Annotated in this window: 5 protein-coding genes and 1 pseudogene; all 6 read left to right on the top strand. The window is 73.0% G+C overall.

Annotation, left to right across the window (positions count from 1 at the left end):
* Positions 1 to 2721 (top strand): amino acid adenylation domain-containing protein (locus FNQ90_RS00615; RefSeq protein ID WP_194432128.1); only part of this gene is annotated, 2721 nt, incomplete at its 5' end.
* The gene (locus FNQ90_RS00620) at positions 2718 to 10463 is read left to right on the top strand and encodes a non-ribosomal peptide synthetase (protein WP_182604442.1); all 7746 of its coding nucleotides are present in this window, start codon (positions 2718 to 2720) and stop codon (positions 10461 to 10463) included. The genes FNQ90_RS00615 and FNQ90_RS00620, both read left to right, overlap by 4 nt.
* On the top strand, positions 10460 to 19324 hold the full coding sequence (locus tag FNQ90_RS00625) for a non-ribosomal peptide synthetase (RefSeq protein ID WP_182604443.1): 8865 nt from the start codon (positions 10460 to 10462) through the stop codon (positions 19322 to 19324). The genes FNQ90_RS00620 and FNQ90_RS00625 overlap by 4 nt, the downstream gene beginning before the upstream one ends.
* Before the next feature lie 43 nt (positions 19325 to 19367).
* Positions 19368 to 20069, top strand: coding sequence for a thioesterase II family protein (locus FNQ90_RS00630; protein ID WP_182604444.1), 702 nt, complete (start codon positions 19368 to 19370; stop codon positions 20067 to 20069).
* 46 nt (positions 20070 to 20115) lie between these two features.
* Positions 20116 to 20940 (top strand): SDR family oxidoreductase, encoded by an 825-nt coding sequence (locus FNQ90_RS00635; protein ID WP_182604445.1) that lies wholly within the window; start codon positions 20116 to 20118, stop codon positions 20938 to 20940.
* 29 nt (positions 20941 to 20969) lie between these two features.
* Positions 20970 to 21959: pseudogene (locus FNQ90_RS00640) on the top strand (hypothetical protein); the annotation flags it as partial.

Genomic DNA, 21959 nt, shown 5'->3' on the forward strand with positions numbered 1-21959 from the left:
CCGGTGGGGGAGGTGGTGTCCGGGGCGCCGGTGATCGTGGTCGACGACCCCGCGACCGCCGCGCGGATCGCGGAACGGCCGACGACCCGGCCGTCGGACGCGGAGCGGCGGCACCCCGCCTCGATCGACCACCCCGCCTACGTCATCTACACCTCCGGTTCCACCGGCCGGCCGAAGGGGGTCGTCGTCACCCACCGGGGCATCGGCAACCTCGCCGCCGCGCAGGTGGAGCGGTTCGCGATCCGGCCGGACAGCCGGATCGTCCAGTACGCGGCGCCGAGCTTCGACGCCGCGGTCTCCGAGACCTGCATCGCCCTGCTCAGCGGCGCCGCGCTGGTGCTGCCGGTCGGCGGCGGCCTGCTGCTCGGTGAGGAACTGGCCCGTTTCCTGACCGATCACCGCATCAGTCACGCGACGATCCCGCCGGTGGCCCTCACCGGTCTGGACCCCGCCGCGGTACCGGCCGACCTGACCCTGACGGTCGCCGGTGAGGCGTGCTCGGCGGAGCTGGCCGGGACGTGGTCCTCCGGGCGACGCATGATCAACGCCTACGGGCCGACCGAGACCACCGTGTGCGCCACGATGAGCGAGCCGCTGTCGGGCGCCGTCCCCCCTCCGATCGGCACGCCGATCGCCAACGCGCGGGCGTACGTCCTGGACTCCGGGCTCGGCCCGGTCCCGGTCGGTGTCGTCGGTGAGCTGTACGTGGCCGGGATCAACCTGGCCCGCGGCTACCTGGGGCGGCCGGGCCTGACCGCCGAGCGGTTCGTCGCCAACCCGTTCGGCGCGCCGGGGGATCGGATGTACCGCACCGGCGACGTGGTGCGCCGGCGCCCCGACGGCCAACTCGATTTCGTCGGCCGGGCCGACGACCAGATGAAACTCCGCGGCTTCCGGGTGGAGCCGGACGAGATCGTCGCGGCTCTGACCGACCAGCCGCAGGTGGCCGCGGCCGCCGTCGTGATCCGCGAGGACCGGCCCGGGGAACGCAGACTGGTCGGCTACGTGGTGCCCGCCGAACAGGGCGACGGCCCCCGCGACCTCGACCTGGAGGCCGACCAGGTCGGCAAGTGGCGGGTCATCAACGACGAGGTGTACGGCGCGTCGGACCGGGAGGAGCCACCGCTCGGCGAGGACTTCAGCGGTTGGCACAGCAGCTACGACGGTTCGGTCCTGCCCGAGGAGGAGATGCGGGCCTGGCGGGCGGCGACCGTGGAGCGGATCCTGGAGCTGAAACCGCGCAGGGTCCTGGAGATCGGCGTCGGTGCCGGACTCATCATGGCGCCGGTCGCACCGCACGTGGAGCTCTACTGGGGCACCGACCTGTCCGGCACGGTGATCGAGACGCTGCGGCGCCGGACCGCGGCGGACCCGGTACTGGCGGAGCGGACCCGGTTCACCGCCTGCCCGGCGCACGAGCTGGACGACCTGCCGACCGGGACGTTCGACACGGTCGTGATCAACTCCGTGGCGCAGTACTTCCCGGGGGCGGACTACCTGGTCGACGTGATCGGCAAGGCGTTCTCCCTGCTCGGCGACACCGGCGCCGTCTTCCTCGGTGACCTCCGCGACCTGCGCCTGCTGCGCTGCATGCGGGCGGCCGTCCACCGCGTCTCCCACCCGGGCGACGGCGTCGCCGACGCGCGGTACGCGGTGGAGCGGGCCGTCGAGCGCGAGACCGAGCTGCTGCTGGACCCCGCGCTGTTCGACTCCCTCGCCGATGTCCTGGACGGTTTCGGAGGCGTCGACGTCCGGATCAAGCGCGGGGAGTACGACAACGAGCTCAGCCGCTACCGCTACGACGTGGTGCTGCACAAGCGACCGGCCGCGCCCGTCTCGCTGGCGGACGCGCCGACCGTCTCCTGGGAGGACACCGCCGGCCTCGACGGGCTGGCCGCGCGACTGCGCGAGGGGCGTCCGGCCGCCCTGCGGGTCACCGGCATCCCCAACGGCAGGCTCCACGAGGATCTGACGGCGCTCGCCGGGATCGACGACATCGAGGTGCCGGAGGCGGTCGACGTGACCGCCCTGCACGAAGTGGGCTCCCCGGTCGGATACCGGGCGCTGCTCACCTGGACGGCCGGGGCCGTCGACGGCCGGCTGGACGCGGTGTTCGTGCCGGTCACCGACGCGGACGGCGGGGTGCCCGCCTACCGGGACCTGTACCTGCCGGACGCGGTGCCCGAACGCTACGCCAATGACCCGCTCGCCGGGCGCAGGGACGGCGCGCTGGTCGCCGAACTGCGGGAGAGGCTCGCCACGAGGCTGCCCGAGTACATGGTGCCCGCCGCGCTGGTGACGCTGGACGCGCTCCCGGTCACCCCGAACGGCAAGCTCGACCACAAGGCCCTGCCCGCGCCCGACGCGGCGGTGTCCGCGTCGGAGCTGCGGCCCGCCACGCCGGAGGAGGAGATCGTCGCCCGACTCTTCGCCGAAGTGCTCGGGCTCGCCCGGGTCGGGGCGGACGACGACTTCTTCCGGCAGGGCGGCGACAGCATCGTCTCCATCCAACTGGTCAGCCGGGCAAGGGCGGAGGGTCTGGCTTTCACCGCGCAGGACGTGTTCGCGCACCGCACCGTGCGGGCCATCGCCGCGGCGGCCACGCGGATGGCCGAGGACACCGGGGAAGCGGATCGGGCGGTCGATGACGAGTGGGACATCCCCCTGGTCTCGCAGGACGAGCTCGACCGGTTCCGGTCGGATTGGAGCGTTTCGGAATGAGCACGAAGCAGAACCCGTCACCGGACGCCGTACTGCCGCTCACCCCGCTGCAGGAGGGCCTGCTCTTCCACGCGCAGTACGACGACCGGGTCGGTCCGGACGTCTACGTCATGCAGCTGGGCATGGACATCGACGGACCGCTGGACGTGTCGGCCCTGCGCGTCGCCGCGCGCGCCCTGCTGGAGCGGCACGGCAATCTCCGCGCGGGTTTCCGACACGAGGGCGCGCGCCCCCTGCAGTTCATCCCGAAGTCGGTCGAGCCGCCCTGGCGGGAGGTCGACCTGACCGACCTGCCCGGGGAGGAGCGGGACGCCGCGCTGCGCGAGCTCACCGAGCGGGACCGCGCCACCCGCTTCGACCTGCGCCGGCCCCCGCTGCTGCGGTTCACCGTCGTGCGCACGGCGGAGAACCGGCACCGGCTGCTGGTCACCAACCACCACATCCTGCTGGACGGCTGGTCGGCACCGATCCTGGTGCGTGAACTGTTCGAGTTGTACGCCGCCGGCGGCGACGCGGGGGCGCTGCCCCCCGTGACGCCCTACCGCTACCACCTGGCGTGGCTCGCGAAGCGGGACCGTGCCGCCGCCGGCGAGGTCTGGCGCGAGGCGCTCGACGGTCTCGACGGGCCCACCATGCTGGCGGCGATGCCCGACGACCGGTCCGCCTCGGTGCTGCCCCGCAAGGTCAGTGGACGATTGTCGCCGGGGACGACCGCCCGATTGGGCCGGCGCGTCCGCGAGTACGGCCTCACCCTCAACACCGTGGTGCAGGCAGCCTGGGGCCTGCTGCTGGGCAGGATGACGGACCGCGCGGACGTCACCTTCGGCATGACCCTCGCCGGTCGGCCGCCGGAGATCCCCGGCGTGAACACCATGGTCGGGCTGTTCCTCAACACCGTGCCGGTGCGGGTGCGTCTTCGACGGGACGAGTCGCTGGCGGCGCTGTGCGAGCGGATCCAGGAGGAACAGAGCCGGCTGATGGCCCACCAGCACCTGGGCCTGGCGGAGATCCAGCGGACGGTCGGACAGGGCGATCTCTTCGACACCCTCACGGTCTTGGAGAACTTCCCGGTCGACCCGGCCGCGCTGACCCTGCCCGGCGGGTTGTCGGTCGCCGACGTCTTCTCCACCGACGGCGCGCACTACCCCCTCGCCCTGATGGTCATGCCCGGTTCCTCGCTCGAACTGCGCTTCACCTACCGGCCCGACGCCTTCACCGAGTCCGAGGTCGAGGCCCTCCGCGCCCGGCTGGTCACCGTGTTGGAGTCCTTCGTGGAGGACCCGACGACGCCCGCGGGCGCGGTCGACGTGCTGGACGCCGCCGAGCGGTCCCTGCTGCTCGGGGAGAGGAACCCGGCCCCCGCGCCGACCGCGGCGCGCACGCTGCCGGAGCTGCTGGCCCTGCGCGCCGCCGAGACGCCGGGACGGCAGGCACTGGTGTGCGGGGACCGCTCGCTGGATTACGCGGAGCTGAACGAGCGGGTGGAGCGGATCGCCGCCTGGCTGCGCGACCGCGGTGTGCGCGACGAGGAACCGGTCGGCATCTCCATGGACCGCTCCATGGAGTTCGTGCTCGCCGTGCTCGGGGTGATCCGGGCGGGCGCGGTGTACGTGCCGATCGACCACCGCTGGCCGCCGGCCCGACGCGACCACGTCCTGGCCGACAGCGGGATCTCGTTGGTCCTGGAACAGGGGGACCTGCCCGGGGACCACCCGGTGCCCGACGGCGGCGTGCCGATGCCGCCGGGCCCGGAGCGGGTCGCCTACATCATGTACACCTCCGGCTCCACCGGTCGGCCCAAGGGCGTCGCGGTCACCCACCGGGGCATCGCCGACCTGGCCGCCGACAGCCGGTTCGCCGGGGGCGCGCAGGAGCGGGTGCTGCTGCAGTCGGCCCACGCGTTCGACGCCTCGACCTACCAGATGTGGATCCCGCTGCTGAACGGCGGCACCCTGGTGGTCGGCCCGCCCGGGGAACCGGACATCGCCGGCATCGCCCGCGTCCTCGCCGAGGAACGGATCACCGCCACGCTGTTCACCACCGGCCTGTTCCGGCTGATCGCGGCCGAGGCCCCGGAGACGTTCCGACCGCTGCGCGAGGTGTGGACCGGCGGCGAGGCGCTGTCCGCCGCGTCGGTGCGTCGCGTGCTCGACGCCTGTCCGGACACCACGGTCGTGAACGCCTACGGGCCGACCGAGGTCACCGTCATGGCCAGTGCCCAGGAGCTGCCGCCGGGCGAGCCCGTGCCGGACCCGGTGCCGATCGGCGCTCCGCTCGACGGCAAACGGGTCCACGTGCTCGACGGCGACCTGCGGTTGTCCCCGGTGGGTGTGCCCGGTGAGCTGTACGTGGCCGGGGTCGGGTTGGCCCGGGGCTACCGGGGTCGGCCGGGCCTGACGGCCGAGCGGTTCGTGGCGAACCCGTTCGGGGCGCCGGGGGAGCGGATGTACCGCACCGGTGACGTGGTGCGCCGGCTCGCCGACGGCCGGTTGGAGTTCGTCGGCCGTCGGGACAACCAGGTGAAGCTGCGCGGCTTCCGCATCGAACTCGGCGAGATCGAGGCGGCGCTCGCCGATCACGAGGCCGTCGGCCAGGCCGCGGTGGTGGTCCGCGAGGACCGCCCCGGGGTGCGGCAGCTGGTCGGCTACGCGGTGCCGGCGCCGGGCGCCGCGCCGGACGCCGGGGAACTGCGGGCCCGGCTGGCCGAACGGCTGCCGGAGTACATGGTGCCGAGGCCGATCGTCGTGCTGGACGCCCTGCCGCTGACGACCAACGGCAAGCTGGACCACGCCGCGCTGCCCGCGCCCGACCACGACTCGGAGGAGGCGCGGGGACCGCGCACACCGCACGAGGAACTGCTGTGCGGGCTGTTCGCCGAGGTGCTCGGACTTCCGTCGGTGTCGGTGGACGACAACTTCTTCGAGCTCGGCGGTCATTCGCTGCTCGCCACCCGTCTCGTCGGGCGGGTCCGGGTGGTACTCGGTGTCGAGCTGCCCATCCGCTCGGTCTTCGAGGCACCGACCGTGGCCGCGCTCGCGCTCCGGCTCACCGACTCCCCGACCGCCGTCCGGGCGGCGCTGCGCCCCGTCCCGCGGCCCGAGCGGGTGCCGCTGTCGTTCGCGCAGCGTCGACTGTGGTTCCTCAACCGCATGGAGGGCCCCGGCGGCACCTACAACATCCCGTTCGCCGTGCGGCTCTCCGGCGCGCTGGACGTACCGGCGCTGACCGCCGCGTTCAACGACGTGGTGATCCGGCACGAGGCGCTGCGCACCGTGTTCCCGGACGCCGACGGCGAGCCGTGGCAGCGGGTCGTCCCGGCCGAGGAGGCCCGCGTGCCCCTGGAGGTCTCCGTCGTCCCCGAGGCGGGACTGTCCGCCGCGCTGGACGCCGCGGGCTCCACCGGTTTCGACCTCGCCGTCGACCTGCCGATACGCGCCTGGCTGTTCCGGGTCTCCGACGACGAGCACGTGCTGTGCGCGGTGGTCCACCACATCGCCGGTGACGGCTGGTCCCGGACCCCGCTCGTGCGCGACCTGGGCGAGGCATACCGCGCCCGCTCGAACGGCACCGCCCCCTCCTGGCGGCCCCTGCCGGTCCAGTACGCCGACTACACCCTGTGGCAGCGGGAGGTGCTGGGCGACGAGCGGGACGGGAACAGCACCGCCGCGGCCCAACTGGCCTACTGGCGCGAGCAACTCGCCGGCGCCCCGCAGGAGATCGAACTGCCGGCCGACCGTCCGCGCCCGCCGGTGGCCACCCATCGCGGGAACTCGGTGCCGGTGCGCATCGACGCCGACCTCCACGAGGGCCTGAGAGCGCTCGCGGCGAGGACCGACACCACGCCCTTCATGGTCTTCCAGGCCGCCCTGGCCGCCCTGCTGTCCCGCCTGGGCGCCGGGGAGGACATCCCGATCGGCACCCCGGTCGCCGGACGGACGGACGCCGCCGCCGACGACCTGGTCGGGTTCTTCGTCAACACGCTGGTGCTGCGCACCGACGTCTCGGGTGACCCGGGCTTCGTCGAACTGCTGCGCCGGGTCCGCGCGACCGCCCTCGGCGCCTACGCCCACCAGGACATGCCGTTCGAGCGGCTGGTGGACCTCGTCGGCGCGGACCGCTCGCTGTCGCACAACCCGCTGTTCCAGGTGATGCTCGCCTACCAGAACAACGACATCCGTGACATCGAGCTGCCCGGACTGCGGGTCACCGCCCGGGAGGTGCCGCTGCCGGTCGCCAAAGTGGACCTCGAACTCAGCCTGGCCGAGGACGCCGACGGCATCTCCGGCATCCTGAACCACAGCACCGACCTGTTCGACCGGGAGAGCGCGGAGCGCATCGTCGCCCATCTGGTGACGCTGCTGCGTGCCGTCGTGGCCGATCCGACCCGGCCGATCCGCCGGCTGGAGATCCTCTCCCCCGCGCAGCGCGAGCAACTCCTCACCGACGGGAACGGCCCCGAGTCGTCCGTGGCCGTCCGTACCGTCCCGGCCCTGTTCGCCGAACGGGCCGCCGCGTCCGCCGACCGGCCCGCGGTCGTCTCCGGTGGGGTCACCCTCGACTACGCCACCCTGGCCGCGCGGGTCAACCGACTCGCCAGGCTGCTGATCGGGCGCGGGGTGGGCCCGGAGGACCGGGTGGCCCTGGTGCTGCCGCGGTCGATCGACCTCACCACCGCCGTGCTCGCGGTGATGACCGCCGGCGCGGCCCACGTACCGGTCGATCCGAACCACCCGGCCGACCGGATCGACCACATGATCTCCGACAGCGACCCCGCGCTGGTGGTCACCGTCGCCGAACTGGCCGACCGGCTGCCGCCCCGGGCCGGCGAACCGCTGCTCCTGGACGACCCCGGTGTCCTCGACGCGCTCGCGGAGCTGTCCGGGACCGCGGTCACCGACACGGAACGACGGACCCCGCTGTCCGTGGACCACCCCGCCTACGTGATCTACACCTCCGGCTCCACCGGGCTCCCCAAGGGCGTCGTGGTCCCCCACCGGGGACTGGGCAGTCTGGCCGCCTGGCAGGCCCGCCGGCTCGGCGTGGACGCCGGGAGCCGGGTCGGACAGTTCGCCGCGCCGAGTTTCGACGCGTCGGTCTGGGAGACGGTGATGGCGCTGCTCAACGGCGCCGCGCTGGTGCTCGCCCCGGCCGGGGGCCCGGTGCTCGGCGAGGCGCTCACCGACTTCCTGAACACCGGGGGGATCACCCACGCCACGCTCACCCCGACGGCGCTGTCCGGCGCCGACCCGCAGGCCGCGCCCCCCGGTCTGACCCTGGTGACGGCGGGCGAGGCCTGCCCCCGGGACCTCGTCGTCCGGTGGTCGCCGGGCCGCCGGGTGATCAACGCCTACGGCCCGACCGAGACGACCGTGTGCGCCACGGCGAGCGGCCCGCTCGACGGAACGGTCACCCCGCCCATCGGCGGACCGATCGCCAACACCCGGGTGTACGTCCTGGACGCCGGGATGAACTTGTGCCCGGTGGGTGTGCCCGGTGAGCTGTACGTGGCCGGGGTCGGGTTGGCCCGGGGCTACCGGGGTCGGCCGGGCCTGACGGCCGAGCGGTTCGTGGCGAACCCGTTCGGGGCGCCGGGGGAGCGGATGTACCGGACCGGTGACGTGGTGCGCCGGCTCGCCGACGGCCGGTTGGAGTTCGTCGGCCGTCGGGACAACCAGGTGAAGCTGCGCGGCTTCCGCATCGAACTCGGCGAGATCGAGACGGTGTTGTCGGGCTGTCCCGGCGTGGAGGGTGCCGCGGTGGTGATCCGCGAGGACCGCCCCGGGGTACGGCAGCTGGTCGGCTACGCCGTGCCGGCGCCGGGCGCCGCGCCGGACGCCGGGGAACTGCGGGCCCGCCTGGCCGAACGGCTGCCGGAGTACATGGTGCCGCAGGCGTTCGTCGTGGTGGACGCCCTGCCGCTGACGGTGAACGGCAAGCTGGACCACGCCGCGCTGCCGGCGCCGGAGTTCACCACCGGCGGGGCCGGCGAGGGGCCGACGGGCGACGCCGAGGAGATCCTCGCCGAGGCGTTCCGCGAGGTACTCGGCCTGCCCGAGGTGGGCGTGCGGGACAACTTCTTCGAGCTCGGCGGCGACAGCATCGTCTCCATCAAGCTGGTCGGCCGGGCCCGCCGCGGCGGACTGGTCATCACCCCCCGGGACGTGTTCGAGCACAAGTCGGTCGCCGGCCTCGCGGCGGTCGCCCGCGGCGTGGACGAGCTGCCCCCCGAGGACCCGGACGCCGGTATCGGCGGGGCGCCGCTCACGCCGATGACCCACTGGCTGCGCGAACTCGGCGGCCGTATCGAGCGGTTCCACCAGTCGGTGCTGCTGCGGGTGCCCGCCCGGGTCGACGTGGAGTCGTTGACCACCGCTGTCCGCACCGTGCTCGACCACCACGACGCGCTGCGGCTGCGGCTGGTGGTCACCGACGACGAGTGGTCCCACGAGGTCCGGCCGCGCGGCGCGGTGGACGCCGCCGACTGCGTCACCCGGGTCGACGTCACCGGCGCGGACCGCGAGAAGACCCGGGCCCTGATCGCCATGCACGCCGAGCGGGCGGTCCGCGAACTCTCGCCGACCGCCGGCGCGATGCTGCGGGTCGTGTGGTTCGACGCCGGCCCGCGGGAACCCGGCCGGTTGCTGGTCGTCGGCCACCACCTGGCCGTCGACGGGGTCTCCTGGCGCGTTCTGGTGCCCGACCTCGCCGCGGCGTGGCAGGCGGCGGTCGAGTCCCGGGAGGCGGCGCTCCAGCCGGTCGGCACCTCGTGGCGACGCTGGGCGCAGTGGCTCACCGAGCTCGCCGCCCAACCCGCCCGCGCCGCCCGGGTCGCCTGGTGGGCCGACCAACTGCGGGAGGAGGACGTGCCGGTGACCGCCGAACCGCGCGACCCGGCCCTCGACACCATGGGCACGCAGAGCGCGCTCGCCCTGACCCTGCCCGGGCCGGTCACCGAGCGGCTCCTGACGGCGGTGCCCACCGCGGCGCGCTGCGGCGTCGAGGACGTCCTGCTGACGGCCTTCGCCCTCGCGGTCTCCGACTGGCGGCGGCGCGCCGGACTGGGTGCCGGCACCTCCGTGCTGGTGGATCTCGAACGCCACGGCAGACAGATCCCGGACGACGCCGACCTCGATCTCTCGCGCACCGTCGGCTGGTTCACCAGCCTCGCGCCGGTGCGGCTGGACCTCGGCCCGGTCTCCTGGGGACAGGTGTTCGGTGATGCCACCGCGCTCCACAAGGCCCTCACCCGGGTCAAGGAGACGCTGCGGGAGATGCCGGACGAGGGCGTCGGCTACGGCCTGCTGCGCCACCTCAACCCGCGCACCCGCGAGGAGTTGGCCCGGTTCGACCCGCCCCAGTTCGGCTTCAACTACCTGGGCCGGGCGGCGGTCGCCGGGGACGCCGACGCGGAGGACTGGACCATGTCGGCGGACGGCGACGTGCTGCGCGAACTCGGCGGCGACCCGGACATGCCCGCGTCGCACGCACTGTCGCTCAACGTCCTCGTCGAGGACACGGCGGACGGCCCCCGGCTGATCGCCAACTGGACGTGGCCACGACGGCTGCTGGACCCCGGCGCCGTGCGCCGGCTGGCCGACGGCTGGTTCCGCGCGCTCACCGCGCTCGCGGAGCACGCGGGGGAGCGGCGACCCGCCGACCTGTCCCCGTCGGACCTGTCCCTGATCGACCTCGAAGCGGATGACCTCGGGGTGTTGGAAGCGGAGTGGAGGAAGACCCGGTGACCGGCAAGGAACTTTTCGAGGACATCCTCCCACTCGCTCCACTGCAGGAGGGGATGCTCTTCCACGCGACCTATGACCGGGACGCGCTGGACGTCTACACCGTCCGACTGGCCATCGACATCGAGGGCCCCTTCGACCCGGACGTCTTCCGCGACGCGGTGAGGGCGCTGTTGGTCCGCCGGAGCAACCTGCGGGCCGGCTTCCTGTCGGAGAACCTGAGCCGGCCGGTGCAGGTCGTCCCGCGCGAGTTCGGGACCCCGGTCGTCGTGCACGACCTCTCCGGCCCGGACGAGGAGGAGCGGACGGCGCGGCTGGCCGAGCTGGTCGCGGCGGAGGAGTCCGTGCGCTTCGACCTCGCCGACCCGCCGCTGCTGCGGTTCACCGTGGTGCGCCTGGGCGAACGCGCCTGGCGGCTGATGTTCGGCTGCCACCACATCCTGCTGGACGGCTGGTCCATGCCCCTGGTCCTCGGTGAGCTGTTCGAGCTGTACCGGCGCGGCGGCGACGCGACCGGGATGCCTCCCGCACCGTCGTTCAAGCTGTACCTCGCGTGGCTGCGCGAGCAGGACAAGCAGGCGGGACTCGAGGCGTGGCGTGCCGCGCTCGACGGCCTCGACGGGGCCACCCTGGTGGCCCCGGAGGCCGACGACACCGTGGCCTCCCTGCCCGGTCGGGTCACCGCCGAGCTGTCCGCCGCGCGGAGCTCGGAGCTGGCCGCGCTCGCCCGCCGGCTCGGCCTCACCGTCAACACCGTGGTGCAGGTGGCGTGGGGCCTGCTGCTGTCCCGGCTCACCGGCGAGGACGACGTGGTGTTCGGCGCCACCGTCTCCGGCCGACCGGCCGGGATCGAGGGCGTCGAGAACATCGTGGGCCTGTTCATCAACACCGTGCCGGTGCGCCTCCGGCTCGCCGGGGACGAGTCGCTGCGGGAGCTGCTGCTCCGGGTCCAGGACGAGCAGTCGGCCCTGCTGGACCACCACCACATCGGGCTGACCGAGATCCAGCGGGCGGCCGGGCACAACCGGCTGTTCGACACCCTGGTCGCCTTCGAGAGCTACCCGGTGGACGCGGACTCCCTCCGGGACCAACCGGGCGACCTCACCATCACCGGCGTCTCCGGCGCCGACGCCACGCACTACCCGCTGACGCTCATCGTCGTGCCCGGCGAGCGCGTCCAGCTGCGGCTGGGGTTCCGGGAGGGTCTGTTCACCCCGGACACCGCCGGCGGTCTCCTCGCCTGCCTGGAGCAGCTCCTGGAGGCCATCGCGGCGGACGACACGCGGCCGGCCGCCGAGGCGTCGGCGGCCCTGACGCCGCCGGAGGGCCGGCCGGTCACCCGACCGGCCCCCGAGGTCGGCGGCGGGGCGTCGGTGTCCGACCTCACCGCCGCCCCCGCCGGGGGCCGGGCCCCCAGGACCCCGCACGAGGAGGTGCTGTGCGGGCTGTTCGCCGAGGCCCTCGGCGTGGCCTCGGTCTCGATCGACGACAACTTCTTCGATCTGGGCGGGCATTCGCTGTTGGCCACCCGGTTGGTGAGCCGGATCAGGAGCGTCTTCGAGATCGAGCTTCCGGTGCGCGCCCTGTTCGATGCGCAGACGGTGGTGGCGTTGGCGGAGCGTGTGGTGGGTTCTTCGGTGGGGGGTCGGCCGCCGGTGTGTGCGGTGGTGCGTCCGGAGCGGGTGCCGTTGTCGTTCGCGCAGCGTCGGTTGTGGTTTTTGAATCGGATGGAGGGGCCCAGCGGTACGTACAACATTCCGTTGGCGGTGCGGTTGAGCGGTGCGTTGGATGTGGACGCGTTGCGGGCGGCGTTGCGGGATGTGGTGGGGCGGCACGAGTCGTTGCGCACGGTGTTTCCGGATGTGGACGGGGAGCCGTGGCAGGAGGTGGTTCCGGCCGGTGGGGCGGTGGTGTCCGCGGCGGTGGTGGAGACGACGGAGGAGGAGTTGCCGGGGGCTTTGGCTTCGGTGGCTTCGGTGGGTTTCGATCTGGCGGTGGAGTTGCCGGTTCGGGCCACGGTGTTCCGGGTTTCCGAGCGTGAGCATGTTTTGTGTGTGGTGGTGCATCACATCGCGGGGGATGGTTGGTCGCAGGCTCCGTTGGCGCGGGATCTGGGGGAGGCGTATCGGGCTCGGGTGAGTGGTTCGGTTCCGGATTGGCGGCCGTTGCCGGTGCAGTACGCGGATTACGCGTTGTGGCAGCGGGATGTTCTGGGTGATGAGGGTGATCCGGAGGCGCCGATCGCGGTTCAGTTGGAGTATTGGCGGGAGGCTTTGCGGGGTTTGCCGGAGGAGTTGGCTCTTCCGGTGGATCGTCCCCGTCCGGCGGTGGCCGGTTATCGGGGTGGTTTGGTTTCGGTGGAGTTGGGTGCTCGTTTGCATCGTGAGTTGACGGGGTTGGCGCGTTCGACGCGGTCCAGTTTGTTCATGGTGTTGCAGGCGGGGGTGGCCGGGTTGTTGTCCCGTTTGGGGGCGGGGACCGATATTCCGTTGGGGACGGCCATCGCGGGGCGTACCGACGCGGCTTTGGATGATCTGGTGGGTTTCTTCGTCAACACGTTGGTGTTGCGGACGGATGTGTCGGGTGATCCGGGTTTGCGGGAGGTGGTGGAGCGGGTTCGTGCCACGGATCTCGCGGCGTACGCGCATCAGGATCTGCCGTTCGAGCAGTTGGTTCACGCGGTGCAGCCGGTTCGTTCGTTGGCGCGTCATCCGTTGTTCCAGGTGATGATCGTGTTGCAGAACAACGCGCGGGCGTCGTTGGAGTTGCCGGGGGTGAGTGCTCATCCGATCGATGGTGAGCTCGGTGCCGCCAAATTCGACCTCGGCTTCAACTTCGTCGAGCGCAAGGACGAGGAGGGCGCTCCCGCCGGTGTCGAGGTGACGGTGGAGTACAGCCTCGACCTGTTCGACGAGGAGACCGTCGAACGGCTCGCCCGGCGCCTGGTGCGCCTCCTGTCGCTGGGGGTCGCCGACCCCTCGATGCCGCTGAGCCGGCTGGACATCCTCGAACCGCGCGAATGGCGCGGACTGCTGGCCGGCTCGACCGACGGCGCTCCCGGGACCGTTTCCGAGGACACCGTTCCCGACCTGTTCGCCGCCCGGGTGGCGAACGATCCGGACCGGCTCGCGGTGGTGGCCGGCGACACCCGTCTGAGCTACGCCGAACTGGACGAGCGCTCCACCCGTCTGGCCGCCCTGCTGGCCGCCAGGGGGGTGCGGCGCGGCGACGTCGTCGCGGTGGCGGTGCCCCGTTCGGCCGCGCTGGCCGTCGCCCACCTCGCGGTGCTGAGGATCGGCGCCGCGTGCCTGCCGATCGAGACGGACCACCCGGCCGACCGGATCGCCCACACGCCGGCCGCCACCGGGGCCGCCGCGATCGTCACCACCCCCGGTGTCCGACCCGCCTTCCCCGGGACCGGGGTCGAGGTGGTCGTGCTCGACGAGGAGACCGGTGTCGGGGAGGGGGCGGCCGCGTCGCCGGCCGACGTCGGCGCCCTGCCCGGCCCGCTGCCGGATTCCCCCGCCCACGTCATCCACGTCCCCGACCCCGGGGGCCGCCCGCGCGTCGTCGTCGTGCCGCACCGGGGCGTCGTGAACCGGCTGCTGTGGATGCGGGACGCCCACCGCCTCGGCCCGGACGACCGGGTGCTGCACAAGGCGCCCGCGGATCTGGACGTGTCGGTCTGGGAGCTGCTCGCGCCGCTGGTGGCCGGAGCCACCCTGGTGGTCGCCGAGCCCGGCAGCCACCGCGACCCGGTCCGCCTGGCCCGGCTGATCCGCCGCGCCGAGGTGACCACGGTCCACTTCGCGCCGTCGATGCTGGAGGTCTTCCTCTCCGAGCCCGAGGCCGCCCGGTGCACCGGTCTGCGCCGCGTCCTGTGCAGCGGTGAGGCGCTGTCCGCCGGACTGCGCGACCGGTTCCGCGCCCTGTGGACGGAGGCGGAGCTGCACGTTCTGCACGGCCCGACCGAGGCGTCCTTCGACGCCATGGCGTGGGACGGGACGACCGGGACCCCGGGGGCGTACCCGCCTGCGGGCAGGCCGATCCGCAACACCCGGGCGCACGTCCTGGACGCCCACCTCGTCCCGCTGCCCGTCGGCAGCGCCGGCGAGCTCTACCTCGGTGGCGCGCAGCTCGCGCACGGTTACCTCGGTCGGCCGGACCTGACGGCGGAGCGGTTCGTGGCCGACCCCTACGGCCCGCCCGGCTCGCGGCTCCACCGCACCGGTGACCTGGCCAGGATCACCCGGGACGGAACCGTCGAACTCCTCGGCCGCACCGACGACCGGATCACGGTGGCCGGCCGGCAGGTCGAGCCCGGCGAGATCGAACAGGTCCTGACCCGGCACCCCGCGGTCGACGCGGCGGTCGTGGCCGCCCGTCCCGGACCCTCCGGGCAGCCCGTCCCGGTGGCCTACCACACGCCCGTCGACCCCAACGCCCCGGCGGACGCCCGGGCCCTGCGGGAGCACGCCGCCGCCGCGCTGCCGGATCACATGGTGCCCGCCCACTACACGGTGGTCGAGGACTTCCCCCGCACCGCGGACGGCGGCATCGATCGCGCGGCGCTGCCCGAGCCCCGGTACAGCGCGGCGCGCGCCCCCCGCAACGACATCGAGCGGACGCTGTGCGGCCTCTTCTCCGAACTGCTCGGCAAGCCGGTCACCACCATCGACGACAGCTTCTTCGATCTGGGCGGGCATTCGCTGTTGGCCACCCGGTTGGTGAGCCGGGTCCGTTCCACCTTCGGCATCGAGCTGCCCTTCCGGGACATCTTCGATGCGCAGACGGTGGTGGCGTTGGCGGAGCGTGTGGTGGGTTCTTCGGTGGGGGGTCGGCCGCCGGTGTGTGCGGTGGTGCGTCCGGAGCGGGTGCCGTTGTCGTTCGCGCAGCGTCGGTTGTGGTTTTTGAATCGGATGGAGGGGCCCAGCGGTACGTACAACATTCCGTTGGCGGTGCGGTTGAGCGGTGCGTTGGATGTGGACGCGTTGCGGGCGGCGTTGCGGGATGTGGTGGGGCGGCACGAGTCGTTGCGCACGGTGTTTCCGGATGTGGACGGGGAGCCGTGGCAGGAGGTGGTTCCGGCCGGTGGGGCGGTGGTGTCCGCGGCGGTGGTGGAGACGACGGAGGAGGAGTTGCCGGGGGCTTTGGCTTCGGTGGCTTCGGTGGGTTTCGATCTGGCGGTGGAGTTGCCGGTTCGGGCCACGGTGTTCCGGGTTTCCGAGCGTGAGCATGTTTTGTGTGTGGTGGTGCATCACATCGCGGGGGATGGTTGGTCGCAGGCTCCGTTGGCGCGGGATCTGGGGGAGGCGTATCGGGCTCGGGTGAGTGGTTCGGTTCCGGATTGGCGGCCGTTGCCGGTGCAGTACGCGGATTACGCGTTGTGGCAGCGGGATGTTCTGGGTGATGAGGGTGATCCGGAGGCGCCGATCGCGGTTCAGTTGGAGTATTGGCGGGAGGCTTTGCGGGGTTTGCCGGAGGAGTTGGCTCTTCCGGTGGATCGTCCCCGTCCGGCGGTGGCCGGTTATCGGGGTGGTTTGGTTTCGGTGGAGTTGGGTGCTCGTTTGCATCGTGAGTTGACGGGGTTGGCGCGTTCGACGCGGTCCAGTTTGTTCATGGTGTTGCAGGCGGGGGTGGCCGGGTTGTTGTCCCGTTTGGGGGCGGGGACCGATATTCCGTTGGGGACGGCCATCGCGGGGCGTACCGACGCGGCTTTGGATGATCTGGTGGGTTTCTTCGTCAACACGTTGGTGTTGCGGACGGATGTGTCGGGTGATCCGGGTTTGCGGGAGGTGGTGGAGCGGGTTCGTGCCACGGATCTCGCGGCGTACGCGCATCAGGATCTGCCGTTCGAGCAGTTGGTTCACGCGGTGCAGCCGGTTCGTTCGTTGGCGCGTCATCCGTTGTTCCAGGTGATGATCGTGTTGCAGAACAACGCGCGGGCGTCGTTGGAGTTGCCGGGGGTGAGTGCTCATCCGATCGATGGTGAGCTCGGTGCCGCCAAATTCGACCTCGGCTTCAACTTCGTCGAACGGGCCGACCTCGACGGCGCGCCGGCGGGTATCGACATGTCCATCGAGTACAGCCGGGACCTGTTCGACGAGGAGACCGTCGCGAGCCTCGCCGAACGGTTCGTCCGGCTGCTCACCGCCGGGCTCACCGACCCATCGAGGCCGCTGAGCCGACTGGACATCCTCGACCCCGCCGAGCGCGAGCGGTTGCTGACCGACTGGAACGACACCGCCCGGACGCCGCAACTGCCGGCGGCGACGGCATCCGGTTTCGAGCCGGAGACCATCGCCGGGCTGTTCGCCGCGCGGGTGGCGAACGATCCGGACCGGCTCGCGGTGGTGGCCGGCGACACCCGTCTGAGCTACGCCGAACTGGACGAGCGCTCCACCCGTCTGGCCGCCCTGCTGGCCGCCCGGGGGGTGCGGCGCGGCGACGTGGTCGCGGTGGCGGTGCCCCGCTCGGCCGCGCTGACCGTCGCCCTGCTGGCCGCCGTCAAGGCGGGCGCGGCGTACCTGCCGATCGAGACGGACTACCCGGCCGACCGGATCGCCCACATGCTGACCGACGCGGCCCCGACGGTCGTGGTCACCACCCGCGCCGTGCGCGAGGAGTTGCCCACCGGCGCCGAGCACACCGCCGGGCACCTGATCGTGCTCGACGAGCCCGACGTCGTCGAGGAGACGGCCGCGCTGCCGGCCGACGTCGGCGCCCTGCCGGGCCCGCTGCCGGATTCCCCCGCCTACGTCATCTACACCTCCGGCTCGACCGGCCGCCCCAAGGGCGTCGTCGTGCCGCACCGGGGCATCGTGAACCGGCTGCTGTGGATGCAGGACGCCTACCCGCTGGGCCCGGACGACCGGGTGCTTCAGAAGACCCCGTCCGGGTTCGACGTCTCCGTCTGGGAGTTCTTCTGGCCGCTGGTGGCCGGGGCGGTCCAGGTGGCCGCCGAACCGGGCGGGCACCGGGACCCGCGCTACCTGGCCCGGCTGATCCGGGAGGCGGGTGTCACCACGGCGCACTTCGTGCCGTCGATGCTGGAGGTCTTCCTCGCCGAGCCCGAGGCCGCCCGGTGCACCGGTCTGCGTCGTGTCCTGTGCAGCGGTGAGGCGCTGTCCGCCGGACTGCGCGACCGGTTCCGCGCCCTGCTGAAGGCCGAGTTGCACAACCTCTACGGCCCGACCGAGGCGTCCGTGGACGTGACCGCCTGGGACTGCGCGACCGACTCCGACGCCGCGGTCGTCCCGATCGGCAGGCCGATCTGGAACACCAGGACCCACGTGCTGGACGCCGCGCTCGCCCCGGCCCCGATCGGCGGCAGCGGTGAACTGTACCTGGGCGGCGTGCAGCTCGCGCACGGTTACCTCGGTCGGCCGGACCTGACGGCGGAGCGGTTCGTGGCCGACCCCTACGGCCCGCCCGGCTCGCGTCTCTACCGCACCGGTGACCTGGCCAGGGTCACCCGGGACGGGGTGATCGAGTTCCTCGGCCGCACCGACGACCAGGTGAAGATCCGCGGTCGGCGCATCGAGCCCGGCGAGATCGAGCACGCCCTCGCGCGGCACCCGACGGTGGGCACCGCGATCGTGACCGCCCTCGGGGCGCCCTCGGGGGACGTCCGGCTCGCCGCCTACGTCACCCCCGCCGACCCGGCCGTGCCCGTGGACCCGGCGGCGTTGCGCGACCATCTCGCCGCCGTGCTGCCCGAGCACATGGTGCCCGCGCACTACACGGTGATCGACGCCGTCCCGGTCACCCCCAACGGAAAGGTCGACAAGAAGGCGCTCCCCGCCCCCCGGCGGCTGGAACGCGCCCCGGGCCGTGCCCCGCGCGACGTGACCGAGACGGCCCTGTGCGAGATCTTCGCCGAGCTGCTCGGCCACGACACGGTCACCATCGACGACAACTTCTTCGACCTGGGCGGGCACTCCCTGCTGGCCACCCGGCTCATCGGTCGGGTGCGGGACCGGTTGGGGGCGGAGATGTCGGTGGTCTCGATCTTCGAGGCGCCGACGCCCGCGGCGCTGGCCGTCCGCCTCGGGCGGGAGGACACCGCCGGACCGCTGGGCCGGCTGCTGCCGCTGCGTCCCGGTGGGGAGGGCGCGCCGGTGTTCTGCGTGCACCCGCTCGGCGGGCTCGCCTGGCCGTACGCCGGACTCGCCGAGCACCTGCCGCAGGGGGTCGGGCTGTACGGCCTCCAGGCGGCCGGGCTCGGTGACGACGCCCCGTTGCCGGATTCGATCGAGGAGATGGCCGCCGACTACGTGGCCCGGGTCCGGGCGGTGCGGCCGGAGGGTCCCTACCGGTTGCTCGGTTGGTCGCTCGGCGGACGGATCGCGCACGCCATGGCGGTCCTGCTGGAGTCGCAGGGCCAGGAGGTCGAGTTGCTGGCGCTGCTGGACGCCTACCCGCGTACCGCGGTCGAGGCGGAGGCGGCCTTCTCCGAGCGGGATTTCCTCGACGGTGTCCTGGCCGCGGCCGGCGTCGACCCGTCGCGGCTGGGGGGAGTCGTCGACTTCGACACGGTCCTGGCGGCGGTGCGGGCCTCCGGCGACGACCTGGCGGGCCTGTCGACGGATCAGGTGCGGCGCCTGCAGAAGGTGATGAGCAACAGCTTCCGCGTCGACGCCCGGTCCCTCACGGGCCGTTGCCGGGCGGGCGCGGTGATGTTCGCCGCGACGGTCGATCCGGTCGGCGATCCCGACCACTGGCTGGACCACGTCGACGGCGGGTTGGAGGTCCACACCCTGGCGACCTCGCACAACGACCTGATGCGGCCCGAGTCGCTCGCCGAGATGGGGGCGGTGCTGGCGAAGAAGCTGGCCGAACCCGCCCGCGGGGCCCGCGCATGACGCCCCGACGGCACTCATCCCACCACGAAGAAAGAGAATGAACATGTCAAAAGCGATCGTGCTCTGTGTGCCGTTCGCCGGTGCGGGCGCCTCGGTCTTCCGCCCCTGGGTGCCCCTGTGCGGGGACGGCTTCGAGCTGGCGGCCGTCCAACTGCCCGGCCGGGAACAGCGTTTCGCCGAGGAACCCCACCGCGAGGCGGCACGGGCGGTCGAGGGGCTGCTGCCCGAGGTGCTGGAGCGGGTCTCCGGCGCCGGCCCCGTCGTCCTGTTCGGCCACAGCCTCGGAGCGGTGCTGTCCTACGAACTCGCCCACCGGCTGGTCGCGATCGACGACGTCGACCTGGCCGCGCTGGTGGTCAGCGGCTCCCCCGGGCCGTGGACCCGGCGGGAGAACGGCGCGAGCGGTCTGGCCGACGAGGAGTTCCTGGCGCGGGTCAAGGAGTTCGCCGGCTACCGGCACGACGCGCTCGAGGACCCGGAGATGCGGGAGCTGCTGCTGCCCACCCTGCGCGCCGACGTCGAGATGCACGAGAGCTACGTCCCCGGGTCGGACGACCCGCTGCCCGTGCCGATCGTCTCGGTCCGCGGCACCAACGACGTGCTCGTGGGCGTCGAGGAGGCCATGGAGTGGAGCAAGGCCACCTCCAGGGACTTCCGGTTCGTGGAGGTCGAGGGCGGCCACATGTACCCGATCGACAACCCCGAGGGCCTGATCCGGGTGCTGGCGGACGTCTGCCCCCGCTGACTCGGCGCGAACGGGTCCGCCGATCGCCCCAACACAAGGAGTCTTGGTGCGTCTTCAAGGAAAGACCGTCATCGTGACGGGAGCCGCGCGGGGCGTCGGCCGCGCCTGTGCGCTGGCGTTCAGCCGGGAGGGTGCCGACCTCGCCCTGCTCGACGTGTGCGGGGACATCCCCGGTGTCCCCTATCCGCTGGGCACCGCCAGCCAGCTCGACCACACCGCGCGGCTCTGCCGTGAGCAGGGCGCCGCCGTGCTCACGGCGGCGGCCGACGTCCGCGACCTCCCCGCGCTGCGCGCGGTCGTGGACCGGGTGTGCGACCGGTTCGGCACGGTCGACGTGCTGGTCAACAACGCGGGCGTCGCGGCCCCGTCGGGCAAACCGGCCCACGAGTTCACCGAGGACGAGTGGCAGGTGATGCTCGACATCAACCTGTCCGGCGCCTGGCGCATGACCTCGGTGGTGGGCCCCCTCATGGTCGCCCGGCGGACGGGCAGCGTGATCAACGTGGCGTCCACCGCCGGCCTGGTCGGCTACCGGCACTTCGCCGGATACGCGGCCTCCAAGCACGGCCTGATCGGACTGACCAAGGCGACCGCGCTGGACTACGCGCCGCTGAAGGTCCGCGTCAACGCCCTGTGCCCGGGCTCGATCCGGGACGACAGCCGGGTCGAGGGACGGATGCTCTCCGAGATCGCTCGCTCGCTCGGCCTGCCGGTCGCCGAGCACGAGGAGACCTTCCTCCAGTCGCAGCCGATGAACTCGTTGATCGAGCCGGAGGACGTGGCCCGGGCCGCCGTCTGGCTCGCCTCGGACGAGTCCGCCCGGGTGACCGGCTCCGTGTTGACCGTCGACGGCGGCTTCACCATCCGGTGAACCACGCAACCACGCCAAGGGGACCAGTCGTGTCGATCTCTGAACAGGACGCCTTCGCAGCTCTCACACCGTCGCGGCGTGCCGTCGTCCGGGCCGGCGAGTGGATTCCGGACCACGGCCGGAAGGCGCCGGGGGCGGTCTGCCACGCGCTGAGCACGCGCCTCGCCCACGGGCTGCCGGAGGGCGGGCCGAAGGCGCTGGAGCGGCGGCTCGCCGCCCTCACCACCGAGCTGCTCTCCACCACCGGGACGTCCGCGGTCTTCCGCGGCACCGCGCGGTTGTGGACCGAGCGGGTGCCGTGCCGCTCCGACGACTCCGCCGCCCGGCGCCGACGGACGCGGGAACTCCGCCGGCCGCTGGTCGCCCCCCGGGACGCCCCGGTGCGCGCGGTGCTGCTGCGGTACGACGACGACGTCGCCGACCTCGTCGTGGTCGCGCACCGTGCGGCGCTCGGCGCCGCCGCGCTGCGCGGGTTCGTCGCGCGACTGCTCGACGCGCCGCGCCCCGCGGAGCGGGAGGCCGCCGGAACCCCGGGAGCGGGGGACCGGTACGACGTCACCCGGCACGCCGCCGACCTCGCCGGGTGCGCGCCCGGCACCCGGCCGCCCCGCGGATCCGACCGGCCGGGTGATCCCGAGGTGCCGGGAACCGCCCTGCTCCCGCTGCCCGCCGACCACCCGGAGGGCGACGCCGAGAGCTGGACGGTCGCCCTCGGCGTGGTGCTCGCCCGCTACGAGGGGGCGGACCGGCCGGTCGTCGCGGCGATGGTCCCCGACACCGGGGACGGGACCCCCGACCCCGCCGTCGACGGGATCGCCCTGGTGCCGGTGGAGGTGGACGGCGCGAACACGCTGGGCACCCTCGACAAGAACGTCCGCGCGAGGATCGCGACCGGACCGGCGTGGTACACCGCCGAACTCCTGCGGGAGGTGGAGGCCGCGGGCGGCGATCCCTCCGGCCTCGCCGGGGTGGGGATGGTCTTCGCCGACCCCGGCCCGCCCGCGTCCCCGGCGAACGCC

The sequence above is a fragment of the Streptomyces alkaliphilus genome, from assembly GCF_014141535.1.
Classification (GTDB): domain Bacteria; phylum Actinomycetota; class Actinomycetes; order Streptomycetales; family Streptomycetaceae; genus Streptomyces; species Streptomyces alkaliphilus.